Below are 15,661 nucleotides of genomic sequence, written 5' to 3'. Positions count from 1 at the left end.
CCGGCTCAGCGAGCGGCGTGCGGGCGGATGTGACGCTCGCGCGAGTCCGAGCGGTTCTCGGGGCGGCGCTCGCCACGGTGGGTGCTCGGGCCGGTCGGCCGCGAGGCGCCCTGGCCGCTGCGCGGGCCCGGTCCCTCGTCGACGCGGATGCGCAGCGGACGGCCGGCGACCCGCGCGCGCCCGATGCGGTCGAACGCCTCCGGGGTCAGACCGCCCGGGATCTCGACGAGCGAGAAGCTCGGGAAGATGTCGATCTTCCCGAGGTCCTTGCCGGTCAGCCCGCCCTCGTTCGTGAGCGCACCGACGATCGCGCCCGGCTGGGCGCCGTGCGTGTGCCCGACCGCGATGCGGTAGCGGAGCGCGCCGTCGGGGCGGTGGCTGGTGCGGCGCGGGCCGGAGCCGGACGCGGAGGACCGCTGCCCGTCACGCTCGGGGGACAGCGACGCGCGGGACAGCGCGTCGTCCAGGTCGTCGCCGTGCGTCGGGCGCGCGCTCGGGCCGGTGTCGCCGACGGCGAGCGCCGCCAGGACGGAGACGAGCTCGACCGGGTCGACGCCCGGGTTCGCGGCGAGGTACTCGCCGACCGCGGTGCGGTAGAGGTCGAGACGGCCGAGGGCGGCGCGCTCCTCGACCTGACCCAGCAGCTTCGTCACGCGGTGCGCGGAGACGTCGGCGGGCGAGGGGATCTGGATCTCCTCGAGGCGCTGGCGGGTCGTCCGCTCGATCGCGCGCAGGCGGTGCTGCTCGCTCGGGGTCACGAACGTGAGCGCCTCGCCGGTGCGCCCGGCGCGGCCGGTGCGGCCGATGCGGTGCACGTACGCCTCGGGCTCGGTGGGCACGTCGAAGTTGACGACGAGCCCGATGCGGTCGACGTCGAGCCCGCGCGCGGCGACCTCGGTCGCGACGAGCACGTCGAGCGTGCCGTTGCGCAAACGCTCGACGATCTTCTCGCGGTCGCCCTGCGCGACCTCGCCCGAGATGTACGCCGCAGGGATGCCGCGCTCGACGAGGGCGCTGCCGACCTCCTCGGCCGCACCGCGGGTCCGCACGAAGACGATGGCCGCCTCGGCGTCGGACACCGCGAGGACGCGTGCGAGCGCACCGGTCTTGTGGCGGAACGGGACGACCGCGTACGTCTGGCGGATGTCGGTGACGGTCGACGACTGGCGGGAGACCGTGATCTCGACCGGGTCCGTGAGGTGGTGCGCGGCGACGCGGCGGATCGCGGGCGGCATCGTCGCCGAGAACAGCGCGACCTGGCGCTGCGTCGGGGCGAACGCGAAGATCTTCTCGACGTCCTCCGCGAAGCCCATGCGCAGCATCTCGTCGGCCTCGTCAAGGGCCAGGAAGCGCACGTCGTCCAGGCGCAGCGTGCGCCGGTCGAGGTGGTCCATGACGCGGCCGGGCGTGCCGACGACGATCTGCGCGCCACGGGCCAGCGCACGCTGCTGCGGCAGGAACGGGGAGCCGCCGTAGACCGCGACGACCTCGACGCCGGGCAGGTGCCGGGCGAAGGACTCGATGGCCTCGGCGACCTGCATCGCGAGCTCACGCGTCGGGGTCAGCACGAGGGCCTGGACCTGGCGGAGCTCGGGGTCGATCGCGGCGAGGAGCGGCAGGCCGAACGCGGCTGTCTTGCCGGTACCGGTCTGGGCGACGCCCGTGATGTCGCGGCCGGCGAGCAGCGCCGGGATGGCCTCGGCCTGGATCGCGGACGGCGTCTCGAAGCCGAGGTCGGCGATCGCGCGCTCGAGGGCCTCAGGGAGGCCGAGGTCGGCGAAGGCGGGGCCGCTGGGGGCGGTCGCGGGCAGGGTGGGGTCTGTCATGGTCATGTGGGATCACCGATCGTGTGCGGGGGAGTGGCGTCGTGGCCGGCCAGGAGGGCCGTCCAGGAGGTCGCTTGTCCCGAACACATCGACGGTGCGGACACCGGCACAGACACACGAGGGAAGCGCGACAAACTCCGGGGGTGCTCCCAGACTACCGGGCGGTCGCGGTCCTGGCGTGGTGACCGGGGGTGACGTCGGGCACACGGGCCCCGCCTCGTCAGGCCAGGCCGCTGCGCCGCCCCTCGATGACCGGGCACGTGTCCATGACCACCGCGAGGCCCGCGTCGAGCGCGCGCTGCGCGGCCTCCTCGTCGACGACGCCGAGCTGCAGCCACACCGCACCGGCGCCGATCGCGATCGCCTCGTCGACGACGGCCCCGGCGAGCTGCGAGTTCACGAAGACGTCGACCACGTCCACGTGCCCGGGGACGTCCGCGAGCGCCCGGTACCCCGGTGCGCCGTGGACGGTCTCCGCCCGGGGGTGGACCGGGACGATCTCGTGCCCGAGCGTGCCCTGGACGTAGGCCGCGACGCCGAACGCGGCGCGTGCGCGGTTGGTCGACAGCCCGACCACCGCCCACCGCGCCGGGCTCGTCAGGAGCCGGTGGATCACCTCGGGGTCGTTGACGTGGCTCACCGGTCCAGCGAACCACAGAGGCCCGCCCGGCACAGGGGGTGTGCGCGGCAGGCCTCGCGGAACGGCGCAGCCGGGCGCCCGGCGGGCCTCGATGACCGGCCCTACTGTGAGGGCGTGCCGAGACCATCGCTGACCCTGGCCGCCGACGGCGACGTCCTGCGCGGGGCCTTCGCCGCCGTCCGCCGTGAGCTCGAGGTGCCGGAGGAGCTGCCCGCCGAGGTGCTCGCCGAGGCGCACGCCGCAGCGACGGCGGGCACCGACCCGTACGCGGACGAGCGCACCGACCTGCGCGACGTCCCGTTCGTGACGGTCGACCCTCCCGGCTCGACCGACCTCGACCAGGCGGTGCACCTGGCCCGCCGGCCGGCCGGCTTCCGGGTGCGGTACGCGATCGCGGACGTCGCCGCGTTCGTCCGCGCGGGCGGCGCGATCGACGCCGAGGCGCACCGGCGCGGGGAGACCGTGTACTGCCCGGACGGGCGCGTCCCGCTGCACCCCGAGGAGCTGTCCGAGGGTGCGGCGTCGCTGCTCGCCGACGTCGAGCGGCTCGCCGTCGTGTGGACGTTCGACCTCGACGCGGACGGGACGGTGACCTCGACGGACGTGCGTCGCGGCCTGGTCCGCAGCCGCGAGCAGCTCGACTACGCCGGGGTCCAGGCGGCACTCGGCTCGGCGGGCCGCGACGACCTGCCGACCCTCCTCGCGGAGATCGGGACGCTGCGCGCGCAGCAGGAACGGGCCCGCGGGGGTGTCTCGCTGGGGCGCCCGGAGCAGGAGGTCGTGCCCGACGGTGACGGCTGGCGCCTCGAGTATCGGGCGCCGCTGCCGGTCGAGGACCACAACGCGCAGATCTCGCTGCTCACGGGGATGGCCGCCGCGGGACTCATGCTCGACGCCGGGGTGGGGGTGCTGCGGACGATGCCCCCGGCCGACGACGAGGCGCTCGCCCGGCTGCGGCGCCAGGCGCGGGCCCTGGGCGTCGCCTGGGCCGACGGCGAGGAGTACGGCGACGTGCTCGCCCGGCTCGACCACGCCGAGCCGGCGACGGCCGCGTTCCTGTCCGCCGCGACCGCGCTCTTCCGCGGGGCGGCGTGGACGCCGTTCGACGGCACCCCGCCCGCGCAGGTGCTGCACGGCGCGATCGCGGCGCCGTACGCGCACGTGACGGCGCCGCTGCGCCGGCTCGTCGACCGGTACGGCCTCGAGGTGAGCCTCGCGGCCCACGCCGGCCGGGAGGTCCCGGGGTGGGTCACGGCGGCGCTGCCGACGCTCGGCGAGGAGATGGCGCTTGCTTCCCGGCGGTCGTCGGCGGTCGACCGCGCGTGCACCGACGTCGTCGAGGCGGCGGTGCTGGCCGCGCACGTCGGCGCGGTGTTCGACGGGGTGGCGCTCGACCACGACACCGTGCAGCTCACGGACCCCGCCGTCGTGGCCCGCTGCGACGGCGACGACCTGCCCGTCGGCGAGCACGTCCGGGTGCGTCTCGCGCGCGCCGACGTCGGTGCGCGCGACGTCCGCTTCACGCTCGACGGGACCGCTCCGCACGCACCGGCGGCACGCGCGCGACGCTGAGGCGTCCCGGGACCGGCGGGCGGCGACCGCACGCGGACGGGCGACGGACCGGGCGTCCCCCCGGGTGGCCGCCGGTGCCCCGCGTGTGCCGGTCCGGCGCGCCCGCGCTCGCGCATAGGATCGTCCCCGTCCATCCGGGTCGACGTCAGGGGAGGCAGTGACCGAGCAGGGTGCCGTCTCGGATCGCGTCCTGACCGTCCCGAACGTGATCAGCCTCGTCCGGCTGGTGCTCGTCCCGGTGTTCGCGGTCCTCATCGCGGTCGGCAACGACGGGTGGGCGCTCGTCGTGCTCGCGGTCTCGGGTGCGAGCGACTGGCTCGACGGGGTCCTGGCCCGGCGCCTCGGCCAGGTCTCCAAGCTCGGCCAGATGCTCGACCCCGCGGCGGACCGCCTCTTCATCCTCGTGACGCTGCTCGGGCTGGCGTGGCGCGACCTCGTCCCGTGGTGGCTCGTCGCCGTGCTCGTGGCGCGCGACGTGATGCTGCTCGGGCTGTTCGCGGTCGTCGCACGGCACGGGTACGGCCCGCTGCCGGTCCACCTCGCCGGCAAGGCCGGCACGTTCGCGCTGCTCTACGCCTTCCCCCTCCTGCTGCTCGCCGAGTGGCGGGCGCCGATCGGGACCGTCTCCTACGTCCTCGGCTGGGCTTTCGCGTGGTGGGGTCTCGCGCTGTACTGGTTCGCGGGGCTGCTCTACGTGGTCCAGGCGCGCCGCCTCCTCGCCGTCGACGAGCGCAGCGACGCATGACCTCCCGGCACCGTCCCGCGCCGCGGCCGACGACCGTGCCACGCGTGGCGGACGCGTCGATGACGTTGCTCAACGAGGTCATCCGCCGCCCGCTCGACCCCGGGTACGCGATGGTCGCCGAGCGGCGCCGGAGCCAGGGCGACCCGCCGCGCTCGAGGCCGCGTCGCGTGCTGCTGCTGCTGACGGCCGTCGCTCTCGGCATCGCGACGACGGCGGCGACCCTGGCGCTGCGGGCCCCCGAGCCGTCGGTGCTGGCGGCGCGCACTCTGCTCGAGGAGCAGATCGCGGAGCGCACCGCGAGCGTCGAGCGGCTGCGCGAGGAGAACGCCGACCGCAGCAGGGAGATCGCGGACCTGCAGGCGGCGGTGCTCGCGGCCGAGGACACCGAGCTGCTGGAGCGGGTCGCCGCGGACTCGCTCGTCTCCGGTGCGGTGCCGGTCACCGGCCCCGGCCTGCGGATCACGTTGAAGGACGGCCCCCCGCGGGCGCCGGGCGAGGAGTCGCTGTCGCGCGTCCAGGACCAGGACCTGCAGCTCCTCGTCAACGGGCTGTGGGCGGTCGGCGCGGAGGCGATCGCCGTCGACGGTCAGCGCCTGACGTCGACGACCGCGATCCGCAGCGCGGGCAGCGCGATCCTCGTCGACCTCGTCCCGCTCTCCGGGCCGTACGTCGTCGAGGCGATCGGCGACACCCAGAAGATGCAGGTGGGCCTCGCGCGGTCGACCGTCGGTCCGTACCTGAGCGACCTCACCGCGAGCTGGGGCATCGGCGTCGACATCTCGTCGCAGACGGAGCTCGCGCTGCCGGCCGCCGCGCGTCCGGGCCTGCGGTCCGCGAGCGTGCCCCTCGGCGTCCCTCTCCTGGGTGGCGCGGAGGAGGGCCCGGTGGGCACGGGCACGCCGACGGGTACCGTGACGGGCGAGCAGCAGGACCCGGCGGGGTCCGGGGGATGACGCGCATGAGGAGGAGCTGTCCGTGATCGCAGTGATCGGCCTGGTCGTGGGCGTCGTGGCCGGGCTCCTCGTGCAGCCCACGGTGCCCGTCGGCCTGCAGCCCTACCTGCCCATCGCGGTCGTGGCGGCGCTCGACGCGCTCTTCGGCGGTCTGCGGGCGCTGCTCGACGGGATCTTCGACGACCGGGTGTTCCTCGTGTCGTTCCTCTCCAACGTGGTGGTCGCGGCGTTCATCGTGTTCCTCGGCGACCAGCTCGGGGTCGGCACACAGCTCTCGACCGGCGTCGTCGTCGTGCTCGGCATCCGGATCTTCTCGAACGCCGCGTCCATCCGTCGTCACCTGTTCAAGGCATGACGCGCCCCCCGGAGCCCGGCGAGGCGGCCGAGGTCGACACGGGAGCGGTCGACCGGCCCGCCGCGGCCGGCACGCCCCTCGAGGCGACCCGGGCCGACGAGCTGCTCACCGACGAGCCCGTCACCGACGTGCCGCACCACGAGGTGCCCTCCGACGAGGCCGCGTGGGAGCGTGCGGCGCGCGCGGCGGCGCACGATGACGCACCCCTCGCCGGTGGGACGCCGACGGGCGCGCCCGACGACGAGGTGGCGCCCCCGACCCGGCTCGTGCCGCGCGTCGCGCCGGTGGCGCCCGCGGACGGTGACGCGGGGCCGGACGCCGCCGTGGGCACGGCCGACGCGTCCGACGTCGACGCTGCGGGCAGCGCGCTCCCGCGTCACGACCTCCGGGCCTTCGACGTGCCCGACGACCACGCGCCCGCTCCGGAACACGACTCACCTGACCACGAGTCACCCACCGACCACGCGCTCGACCACGACGCGACTGACCCCGACGCGACCGACCACGACGCGACCGACCAGGATGCGACCGACCTCGACGCACCCGTTCCCGACGAGCGCGCGGCCGGCGCGCACGACGCCGGCGCGCTCGACGGTGCGGACGGTGGCTCCCCGCACGACCCGGCGGGGCCCCCACCGGGTCCCGTGACGCCGGACCCGGCCTCGGCCGACCCGGGCGCGCCAGGACTGGAACCTGCGGCGCCCGTGCCCGCGCCCGTCCACGTGCCGGGACCAGCGCCGTCGTCCGGCGACGCCCCGCCTCCCGAGGCCTGGCGCACGCTCGGCCGCAGCCTGCGCCCCCGGGTCAACCGGGCCCAGGTCCTCGCGGGCCTGCTCTGCGGGATGCTCGGGTTCGCGGTGGTCGTGCAGGTCCGCCAGACGCACGACGAGGGCCTCTCGACGCTGCGCCAGTCGGAGCTCGTCGGCATCCTCGACCAGACGACCCGGCAGGGCGACGAGCTCGAGCGCGAGGCCGACTCGCTCGAGCGGACCCGCCAGAGGCTGCTGAGCGGCTCGACGAGCAGCCAGGCCGCGCTCGACGCCGCGATGAGCAGCGCCGCGACGCAGGGCATCCTCGCCGGCCGGCTGCCCGCCGAGGGACCGGGCCTGACCATCACCGTCGCCGACCCCGACGGCGTCGTCGCAGCACGGTCGCTGCTGAACCTCCTGGAGGAGCTGCGCAACGCGGGCGCCGAGGCCGTGCAGCTCAACGACCTGCGCATCACCGCGAGCAGCTACGTCGTCGAGGGGGAGGGCCGGGGGGTCGTGGTCGACGGTGTCGCGGTCGAGCCGCCGTACCGGTGGCTCGTGATCGGCGACCCCGCGACGATGGGCAACGCGATGGAGATCCCGGGCGGCGCGTTCCCGACCATCCGCAACGACGGCGGACGCCCGACCGCCGTCCAGCAGGACGAGCTCAGCATCCTGGCGACCCGCACGATCCCCGAGCCGCGGTTCGCGACCCCGCTCGCGCCCGAGGAGGGCTGAGAACCGTCCCGGTCGGACGTCGGTGCGGGTCGACCGGTGTCGTGTGCTGCATGCAGGGGCTGCGTCCGCATAGGCTGTGCGCGACCCGGCACCCGTGCCGTGGTCGTAGGCACGACGAGTCCCGGGAGGCGGCATGAGCGACGAACGGCACCTGCCCGAGCAGCGTGGTGCGCAGGACGCCGGGCAGTTCGCCCGGACGTCGTCCGACACGACGATCAGCTTCGGCAACCTGGACCCGGTCGACCTCGACCTGGTCGCCCCCTCGGGACTCACCGCCGACGAGCTCGCGGCGGTCCAGGCGCTCCCGCCCACGTCGGCGCTCCTGATCATGCAGCGGGGTCCGTCGGTCGGTGCGCGCTTCCTGCTCGACGCCGAGCGCACGGTCGCCGGGCGCAGCACGGACGCGGACGTCTTCCTCGACGACGTCACGGTGTCGCGCAAGCACGCCGAGTTCGTCCGCGAGGGCGACGACTTCGTGGTCCGCGACATCGGCTCGCTGAACGGCACCTACGTGAACCGGCGGCGGATCGACGCGGCCGCGCTGCGTGCGGGCGACGAGGTCCAGATCGGCAAGTACCGCCTGACGTTCCACCCGAGCCCGGCGCGGGACGGCGACCGTCGCGGCCCTGCGAGCTCTGCCGACGCCCGGTCATGAGGGCGGGCGAGCGCGCGTCCCGGCTCGCCGCAGGCTCGGAGGATCTCGCGTCGACCAGCACGGGGACGCCTGACCCGCGGTCGGGCGAGGACGTCGCCGTCGAGCCGTGGCCGCGTGGCATCTCGCGCCGTGCGTCGATGCGGATCTCCGACGTGCTGGCCGCGCTGCGCATCGAGTTCCCCGCGGTCACCAACAGCAAGCTCCGCTTCCTGGAGGAGCAGGGGCTCGTCGAGCCGGTGCGGACGCCTGCGGGCTACCGGCAGTACAGCCCGGCGGACATCGAGCGGCTGCGCTACGTGCTGCGCCAGCAGCGCGACCGGTACGTCCCGCTCAAGGTGATCGGCGAGCAGCTCGCCGCCCTCGACGCGGGGGAGGACGAGGAGCCCGCGCCGCGCGCCCAGCTCGCGACGCGCGACGGCGTCGTGCAGGGCCCGGCGGTCGCTGCCCGCTACACCGGGGACGCGCTCGCCCGGGAGGCGGGCGTCGACGTCGCCCTCGTCGACGAGCTCGTGCGCTCGGGCGTGCTGCGTCCGAGCGTGTCGGGCCACTTCGACCCGTGGGCGCGCGACGTCGTCGTGCTCGCGGCGGCGCTCGGGGAGCACGGGGTCGACGCTCGTCACCTGCGCGTCTTCCGGGCGGCGGCGGACCGTCAGGCCGACCTCGTCGAGCAGATCGTCGCGCCCTGGCGCGGTCAGAACGCCGCGTCGTCGCGTGCTCGCGCCGGCACGCTGGCCGCGGAGGTCGGCGAGCTCTGCACGCAGCTGCACACCGCGCTGCTCCGTTCGGCGGTCTCCGGTCTCACGTCCTGAGCGGCGGGCCACGAGGCGCCCGAGCGCGCGGGCTTCTCATGCAGACGCACGGCCGTTCGGGTCGTAGCGTGAGGGTGTGGCGGACGACGAGCAGCTGGTGCAGGTCGAGGTCGTCGGGGTGCGTCAGCACCTCGTGGACGACGAGCTCGTGGTGCTGCTCCTGGACCCGGCCGCGGAGCTGTTCGTCCCGATCCTGATCGGCCCGACGGAGGCGACAGCGATCGCGTCGGCGCAGGCCGGGATCGTGCCGCGCCGACCCATGACCCACGACCTGCTGTGCGACGTCGTGGCGGCGCTCGGCTCGGCGGTCGCGACGGTCGAGATCACGGAGCTGCGCCAGGGGGTCTTCCACGCGGCGCTCGTGCTCGCGTCCGGGGTCCGGGTCGACTCCCGCGCCTCGGACGCGATCGCGGTGGCGGTGCGCGTCGGGTGCCCGGTGCTGTGCGCCGCGGAGGTCGTCGCGGTCGCCGGGATCGAGGCGTCGGACGGCCCGTCGGAGCAGGAGGTCGAGCGTTTCCGGGCGTTCCTCGAGCAGGTGAGCGCGGAGGACTTCCTGACCGGGCAGGAGCCCGGACAGCCGGGGGCGCTCGAGGGTGAGGACGAGGGCGAGGACCCGGAGCAGCGGCCCGGCGCGGGAGCCTGACCCTCAAGTACCGGGTGAGACACGCCGGGGCGACACGCCGGTTCGGCGCGTCGCTCCGCGTCGTTGACGCCCCCAGGGTGCAGGCTTAGCGTTGCAAGGTCAGACATCCGAGGCAGGACGGCGCCGCAACGCAGGACGCGGCCTCCTGAGCAGGCGCCGATCAGGGCGGGTGCGGGCGTGAGTGGAGGACTCGTGAGCGGCAGCGGGGAGAGCGTGGAGGTCGCGGGCGGGGTCCCGCAGCGCGCACAGGGGCTGCTGTTCGGCGACGAGCTGCCGGACCTCGACACGGCGACCGGGTACCGCGGTCCCACGGCGTGCCGTGCCGCCGGCATCACGTACCGCCAGCTGGACTACTGGGCGCGTACGGGGCTCGTCGAGCCGACGATCCGCCCTGCGACCGGCTCGGGCACGCAGCGCCTCTACAGCTTCCGCGACATCCTCGTGCTCAAGGTCGTCAAGCGCCTGCTCGACACCGGGGTCTCGCTGCAGCAGATCCGCGCTGCGGTCGGCCACCTGCGCGAGCGCGGCGTCGACGACCTGGCCCGCATCACGCTCATGTCCGACGGCGCGAGCGTCTACGAGTGCACGTCCGCCGACGAGGTCATCGACCTCGTGCAGGGCGGGCAAGGGGTCTTCGGCATCGCCGTGGGGCGCGTCTGGCGCGAGGTCGAGGGCACGCTCGCGGAGCTGCCCACCGAGCGCTCGGACGACGACGCGCACGACGCCGTCCCGGCTCAGCCGAGCGCGGCGGACGAGCTCGCGGCGCGGCGGCAGGCCCGCACCGCCGGCTGACCGGAGCACGTGAGGACCCGGGTGCGCACCGCGCGTCCGGGTCCTGCTGCGTGTGCCGGCTGAGGCGTCAGCGCGAGCCGGGTGCTCGCAGCGCGCGCTCGAGGAGGTCCTCGAAGACCTGCGAGAGCTCGGCCGCGGCGGCCCCGGGCCAGGCGTGCACCGGCTGGGCGGCGCCCTGCGCCTGCTGCAGCGCGGCTCGCTCGGGGATCTGCGGGGCGAGCACGAGCGGTCCGTAGAGCGTGCGGAGCTCCTCGAGCCGGAACGCCTGCTCGACCGAGCGCGAGCGCACCCGGTTGACGACGACGCCGAGCGGCTGGAGGGAGGGCGCGACGCCGCGGCGAAGCTCGTCGATCGTGCGCATCGCCCGCCCGACGGCCATGACGGAGAACAGCCCGGGCTCGGTGACGATGACGGCCCGGTCGCTCGCGACGAGGCCGGTGCGGGTCAGCCCGCCCAGCGACGGCGGGCAGTCGACGAGCACGAGGTCGTACCCGCTGACCCAGGAGAGGGCGAACCGCAGCCCGTCGAGGCCTCCGCCGGCCTCGTCGAGCCGGTCGTGGCGCACGGAGCGGGGCGAGCCGACGAGCACGTCGAGGCCGTCGTCGGCCCACGAGCTGGGCACCGTGGCCCGCTGCATCGTCTCCGTGCTGGGGTCGTCCAGCACCGCGGCGACGTCGTCCTGGCCGTCCGCACCCGCGCCGAGCGCGAGCGTGCAGTCGGCCTGCGGGTCGAGGTCGACGACGAGCGTCCGCAGGCCCAGCTCGAGCGCCGCCGAGGCGAGGCCGAGCGTGACGGACGTCTTCCCGACACCACCCTTGAGGCTGCACACTCCGAGGACCAGCACGGCGTCACGGTAACGCCGTGATCAGTCCTCGCACGAATCCCTGCGCCGAAACAGAACCGTGGCAGGATTCCGACCGGTGCCCCGCACCGGTGTTCGGTATGCGGTTGGTCATGACCGGCCCCGGCGCCGGTCGCTACGGTGCTGCCGAATCTACGGATGGGGTGAGTCGTGTTCTCCAAGGTGCTGGTCGCGAACCGCGCTGAGATCGCCGTGCGGGCCTTCCGCGCCACGTACGAGCTGGGCGCGCGGACGGTCGCCGTGTTCCCGCACGAGGACCGGAACTCGGAGCACCGGCTCAAGGCCGACGAGGCGTACCCGATCGGGACGCCCGGCCACCCGGTGCGTGCCTACCTCGACATCGAGGAGATCATCCGCGTCGCGCACGACTCGGGCGCGGACGCGATCTACCCGGGCTACGGGTTCCTCTCGGAGAACCCGGACCTCGCCCGTGCCGCGCAGGCCGCCGGGATCACGTTCATCGGCCCGCCGCCCGAGGTGCTCGAGCTCGCGGGCAACAAGGTCCGCGCGCTGCAGGCGGCGCGCGACGCTGGCATCCCGGTGCTCCCGTCGACCGCGCCGTCCAAGGACGTCGACGAGCTCATCGCGGCGGCCGACGAGGTCGGGTTCCCGATCTTCGTCAAGGCGGTCGCGGGCGGTGGCGGGCGTGGCATGCGTCGGGTCAACACCCGCGACGCGCTGCCCGACGCCCTCGCCGCGGCGATGCGTGAGGCGGACGCCGCGTTCGGCGACCCGACGGTGTTCCTCGAGCGTGCCGTCCTGCGCCCGCGGCACATCGAGGTGCAGATCCTCGCGGACGGCGAGGGGAACGTCGTCCACCTCTTCGAGCGCGACTGCTCGCTGCAGCGGCGCCACCAGAAGGTCGTGGAGATCGCGCCGGCGCCGAACCTGGACCCGGAGGTCCGGGACGCGCTGTGCCGCGACGCCGTGGCGTTCGCCCGGAGCATCGGCTACCAGAACGCGGGCACCGTCGAGTTCCTCCTCGACACGGTCGGCGAGCGGGCGGGCGAGCACGTCTTCATCGAGATGAACCCGCGCATCCAGGTCGAGCACACGGTGACCGAGGAGGTCACGGACATCGACCTGGTGTCCTCGCAGATCCGGATCGCGGCGGGGGAGACCCTCGCGGACCTGGGGATCTCGCAGGACACGGTCCGGGTCAACGGGTCGGCGCTGCAGACGCGCATCACGACCGAGGACCCGGCGAACGGCTTCCGCCCCGACACGGGCCGGATCATCGCCTACCGCTCGCCGGGCGGCGCCGGCGTGCGCCTCGACGGTGCGACGGCGACGGCCGGCTCGGAGATCTCCGGGCACTTCGACTCGATGCTGGTCAAGCTCACGTGCCGCGGGCGCGACTTCCCGACGGCGGTGCGCCGTGCGCGGCGCGCGCTCGCCGAGTTCCGCATCCGCGGGATCCGCACGAACATCCCGTTCCTCCAGGCGGTGCTGGCGGACCCGGAGTTCGCGGCGGGCCAGGTGTCGACGTCGTTCATCGACGAGCGGCCCGAGCTGCTCGCGGCACGGGAGAACCGCGACCGCGGGACCCGGCTGCTGTCCTACCTCGGCGACGTGACGGTCAACCGGCCGCACGGTGCGCGGCCGGCGGACGCGATCGACCCGCGGACCAAGCTCCCGAAGCTCGACCTGACCGCTCCCGCCCCGCACGGCAGCCGCCAGCGGCTGCTCGAGCTCGGTCCGGAGGGATTCGCGCGGGCGCTGCGGGAGCAGACCGCGGTGGCGGTCACGGACACGACGTTCCGCGACGCCCACCAGTCGCTCCTCGCCACGCGCGTACGCACGCACGACCTGCTGGGCGTGGCCTCGACGCAAGCCCGCGCGCTGCCGCAGCTGCTGTCGGTCGAGGCGTGGGGCGGGGCGACGTACGACGTCGCGCTGCGGTTCCTCGGCGAGGACCCGTGGGAGCGGCTCGCGGCGCTGCGCGAGGCGATGCCGAACCTGGCGATCCAGATGCTGCTGCGCGGCCGCAACACGGTCGGGTACACGCCGTACCCGACCGAGGTGACCGAGGCGTTCGTGCGCGAGGCCACCGCGACCGGGATCGACATCTTCCGGATCTTCGACGCCCTCAACGACGTCGAGCAGATGCGGCCGGCGATCGACGCGGTCCGCGAGGCGGGGACCCCGGTGGCCGAGGTCGCGCTGTGCTACACGGGCAACCTGCTCGACCCGGCGGAGGACCTGTACACGCTCGACTACTACCTGCGCCTCGCGGACCGCATCGTCGAGGCCGGCGCGCATGTCCTCGCCATCAAGGACATGGCCGGCCTGCTGCGTCCGGCCGCCGCCGCGAAGCTCGTCACGGCGCTGCGGTCGCGGTTCGACCTCCCGGTGCACCTGCACACGCACGACACGACGGGCGGCCAGATGGCGACGCTGCTCGCCGCTGCGGACGCGGGCGTCGACGCGGTCGACGCGGCGAGCGCCGCGATGGCCGGGACGACGAGCCAGCCGCCCATGTCGGCGCTCGTCGCGGCGCTCGAGCACACGCCGCGGGACACGGGCCTGAGCCTGCGGACGGTGTGCGACCTCGAGCCGTACTGGGAGGCCGTGCGTCGCCTGTACCGGCCGTTCGAGTCGGGTCTGCCCGGTCCGACGGGCCGTGTGTACGAGCACGAGATCCCCGGCGGCCAGCTGTCGAACCTGCGCCAGCAGGCCATCGCGCTGGGTCTCGGCAGCCGCTTCGAGGACATCGAGTCGACGTACGCCGCCGCCGACCGGATCCTCGGCCGCCTCGTGAAGGTCACACCGTCGTCGAAGGTCGTCGGCGACCTCGCCCTGCACCTCGTCGCGCGCGGTGCGGACCCGGCGGAGTTCGCGGCCAACCCCCAGGACTTCGACATCCCGGACTCGGTGATCGGCTTCCTGTCCGGCGAGCTCGGCGACCCGCCCGGCGGGTGGCCGGAGCCGTTCCGCTCGCGTGCCCTCGCGGGCCGCACGGTGCGCGCGGCGATCACGCCGCTGAGCGACCAGGACCGTCAGGACCTCGACGGCGACTCCGCGACGCGCCGGGACCGCCTCAACCACCTGCTGTTCGCGGGGCCGACCAAGGAGTACGAGACGTTCAACCGTGCCTACGGGGACGTGAGCGTGCTCGACACGACGCGCTACCTGTACGGGATGGCGGCGGGCGACGAGGTCGACATCGTGCTCGGGCGCGGGGTGCGGCTCCTCGTGGGGCTCGAGGCTGTCGGTGAGGCCGATGAGCGCGGCATGCGGACCGTGATGTTCACGCTGAACGGTCAGATCCGGCCCCTGCAGGTGCGCGACCGCACGGTGGAGGTCGACATCGCGACCGCCGAGAAGGCCGACCCCGGTACGCCCGGGCACATCGCGGCGCCGTTCGCGGGTGCGGTCACACCGGTCGTCCAGGAGGGCCAGTCGGTCGAGGCCGGGCAGACCGTCGCGACCGTCGAGGCCATGAAGATGGAGGCCGCGATCACGACGCCGGTGGCCGGCAAGGTGCAGCGGCTCGCGATCGGGGCCGTCCAGCAGCTCGAGGGCGGCGACCTGGTGATGGTCGTCGCCTGACCGGCGGAGGTCGGCCGGCCTGGACGGTCGGCCGACCTCGCCTGGCGTGCGATCCCTCGGGGAGGACATGCTGGCCCCATGACGACCGAGCTGAGCTTCTGGGGCCACGCCTGCATCCGTCTCGACCGGGAGGGTCGGCGCCTAGTCATCGACCCGGGGTCGTTCAGCTCTCCCGACGCCGTCGCGGGCGCCCACGCGGTGCTCGTGACGCACGAGCACGCCGACCACGTTGTTCCCGACCAGCTGCGTGCCGCGCTCGAGGCCCAGCCGGAGCTCGAGGTGTGGGCCCCGGCGTCGGTCGCCGACCAGCTGGCGGGGGTCACCGGTGCGGCGGAGCGCGTGCACACGGTGGTCCCGGGCGACCGGGTCACGGCCGGTGGGTTCGACGTCGCCGTGGTCGGCGGGAGCCACGCCGTGATCCATCCCGACGTGCCGGGGATCGCGAACGTCGGCTACCTCGTCGACGGCTCGGTGCTGCACCCGGGTGACGCGTTCGACGTCCCCGAGGGAGTGGCGGGGGTGGACGTGCTGTGCCTGCCCGTGGCGGCGCCGTGGCTGAAGATCGGCGAGGCGATCGACTTCGCCCGGGCGATCGGTGCGCGCACGCTCGTCCCCGTCCACGACGCGCACCTGAGCGGCGCGGGGAACGCGCTGGTCGACCGGTTGGTGTCCGGCCTGGCACCGGGGGAGTACCGGCGCCTGTCGATGGGCGACAGGCTCCCGCTCGACTGACCGGACGGTGCGCCGCGCTGCCTGCCGAGCGCACCGCC

The 15,661-nt window shown here is 74.7% G+C and carries 14 protein-coding genes; 11 read left to right on the top strand and 3 right to left on the bottom strand.

The annotated features are described in order from the left end of the window. Positions 1–5 precede the first annotated feature (5 nt). A complete protein-coding gene (locus AB6N24_RS06060) occupies positions 6–1,832 on the bottom strand; it encodes a DEAD/DEAH box helicase (RefSeq protein ID WP_412868520.1) in 1,827 nt (608 codons plus the stop codon). Between the two features lie 214 nt (positions 1,833–2,046). Next, positions 2,047–2,466: a CoA-binding protein gene (locus AB6N24_RS06055; RefSeq protein ID WP_412868519.1), complete on the bottom strand. Its 420-nt coding sequence runs from the start codon at positions 2,464–2,466 to the stop codon at positions 2,047–2,049. Positions 2,467–2,580: 114 nt separating this feature from the next. Between AB6N24_RS06055 and AB6N24_RS06050 the strand changes: the two genes are divergently transcribed. The 9 genes from AB6N24_RS06050 to AB6N24_RS06010 all read left to right on the top strand — a co-directional run bounded on the left by AB6N24_RS06050 (position 2,581) and on the right by AB6N24_RS06010 (position 10,477). Beyond that, on the top strand, positions 2,581–4,038 hold the full coding sequence (locus tag AB6N24_RS06050) for an RNB domain-containing ribonuclease (RefSeq protein ID WP_412868518.1): 1,458 nt from the start codon (positions 2,581–2,583) through the stop codon (positions 4,036–4,038). A 157-nt stretch (positions 4,039–4,195) separates the two neighbouring features. Further along, positions 4,196–4,783: a cardiolipin synthase ClsA gene (gene clsA, locus AB6N24_RS06045; protein ID WP_412868517.1), complete on the top strand. Its 588-nt coding sequence runs from the start codon at positions 4,196–4,198 to the stop codon at positions 4,781–4,783. A 44-nt stretch (positions 4,784–4,827) separates the two neighbouring features. Beyond that, the gene (locus AB6N24_RS06040) at positions 4,828–5,736 is read left to right on the top strand and encodes a DUF881 domain-containing protein (protein ID WP_412868516.1); all 909 of its coding nucleotides are present in this window, start codon (positions 4,828–4,830) and stop codon (positions 5,734–5,736) included. A gap of 22 nt (positions 5,737–5,758) precedes the next feature. Further along, positions 5,759–6,091 carry a small basic family protein gene (locus AB6N24_RS06035; protein ID WP_034628570.1) on the top strand — a complete coding sequence of 111 codons (333 nt, stop codon included), beginning with the start codon at positions 5,759–5,761 and terminating at the stop codon, positions 6,089–6,091. Continuing rightward, on the top strand, positions 6,088–7,578 hold the full coding sequence (locus tag AB6N24_RS06030; RefSeq protein ID WP_412868515.1) for a DUF881 domain-containing protein: 1,491 nt from the start codon (positions 6,088–6,090) through the stop codon (positions 7,576–7,578). Before AB6N24_RS06035 ends, AB6N24_RS06030 begins: the two co-directional genes overlap by 4 nt. Before the next feature lie 133 nt (positions 7,579–7,711). Beyond that, complete coding sequence (locus AB6N24_RS06025; protein ID WP_412868514.1) at positions 7,712–8,233, top strand: FHA domain-containing protein; 522 nt, start codon at positions 7,712–7,714, stop codon at positions 8,231–8,233. Beyond that, positions 8,230–9,042 (top strand): transcriptional regulator FtsR, encoded by an 813-nt coding sequence (ftsR, locus tag AB6N24_RS06020; RefSeq protein WP_412868513.1) that lies wholly within the window; start codon positions 8,230–8,232, stop codon positions 9,040–9,042. The genes AB6N24_RS06025 and ftsR overlap by 4 nt, the downstream gene beginning before the upstream one ends. Positions 9,043–9,118: 76 nt before the next feature. Next, positions 9,119–9,685, top strand: coding sequence for a bifunctional nuclease family protein (locus AB6N24_RS06015; protein WP_412868512.1), 567 nt, complete (start codon positions 9,119–9,121; stop codon positions 9,683–9,685). Positions 9,686–9,877: 192 nt separating this feature from the next. After that, positions 9,878–10,477 (top strand): MerR family transcriptional regulator, encoded by a 600-nt coding sequence (locus AB6N24_RS06010; protein WP_412868533.1) that lies wholly within the window; start codon positions 9,878–9,880, stop codon positions 10,475–10,477. A 67-nt stretch (positions 10,478–10,544) separates the two neighbouring features. Here the strand turns inward: AB6N24_RS06010 and AB6N24_RS06005 are convergent, their stop codons facing one another. Further along, the gene (locus AB6N24_RS06005; protein ID WP_412868511.1) at positions 10,545–11,321 is read right to left on the bottom strand and encodes a ParA family protein; all 777 of its coding nucleotides are present in this window, start codon (positions 11,319–11,321) and stop codon (positions 10,545–10,547) included. A 168-nt stretch (positions 11,322–11,489) separates the two neighbouring features. Here AB6N24_RS06005 and AB6N24_RS06000 point away from each other — a divergent pair, with 168 nt between their 5' ends. Then, complete coding sequence (locus AB6N24_RS06000; RefSeq protein ID WP_412868510.1) at positions 11,490–14,891, top strand: pyruvate carboxylase; 3,402 nt, start codon at positions 11,490–11,492, stop codon at positions 14,889–14,891. Between the two features lie 78 nt (positions 14,892–14,969). After that, positions 14,970–15,623 (top strand): MBL fold metallo-hydrolase, encoded by a 654-nt coding sequence (locus tag AB6N24_RS05995; protein WP_412868509.1) that lies wholly within the window; start codon positions 14,970–14,972, stop codon positions 15,621–15,623. Positions 15,624–15,661 lie beyond the last annotated feature (38 nt).

Source organism: Cellulomonas jepli, assembly GCF_047229345.1.
In the GTDB taxonomy this organism is placed as follows: Bacteria; Actinomycetota; Actinomycetes; order Actinomycetales; family Cellulomonadaceae; genus Cellulomonas_A.
Note: the sequence above shows the minus strand (reverse complement) of the source record. Positions and strands in the feature narration are given on the sequence as shown.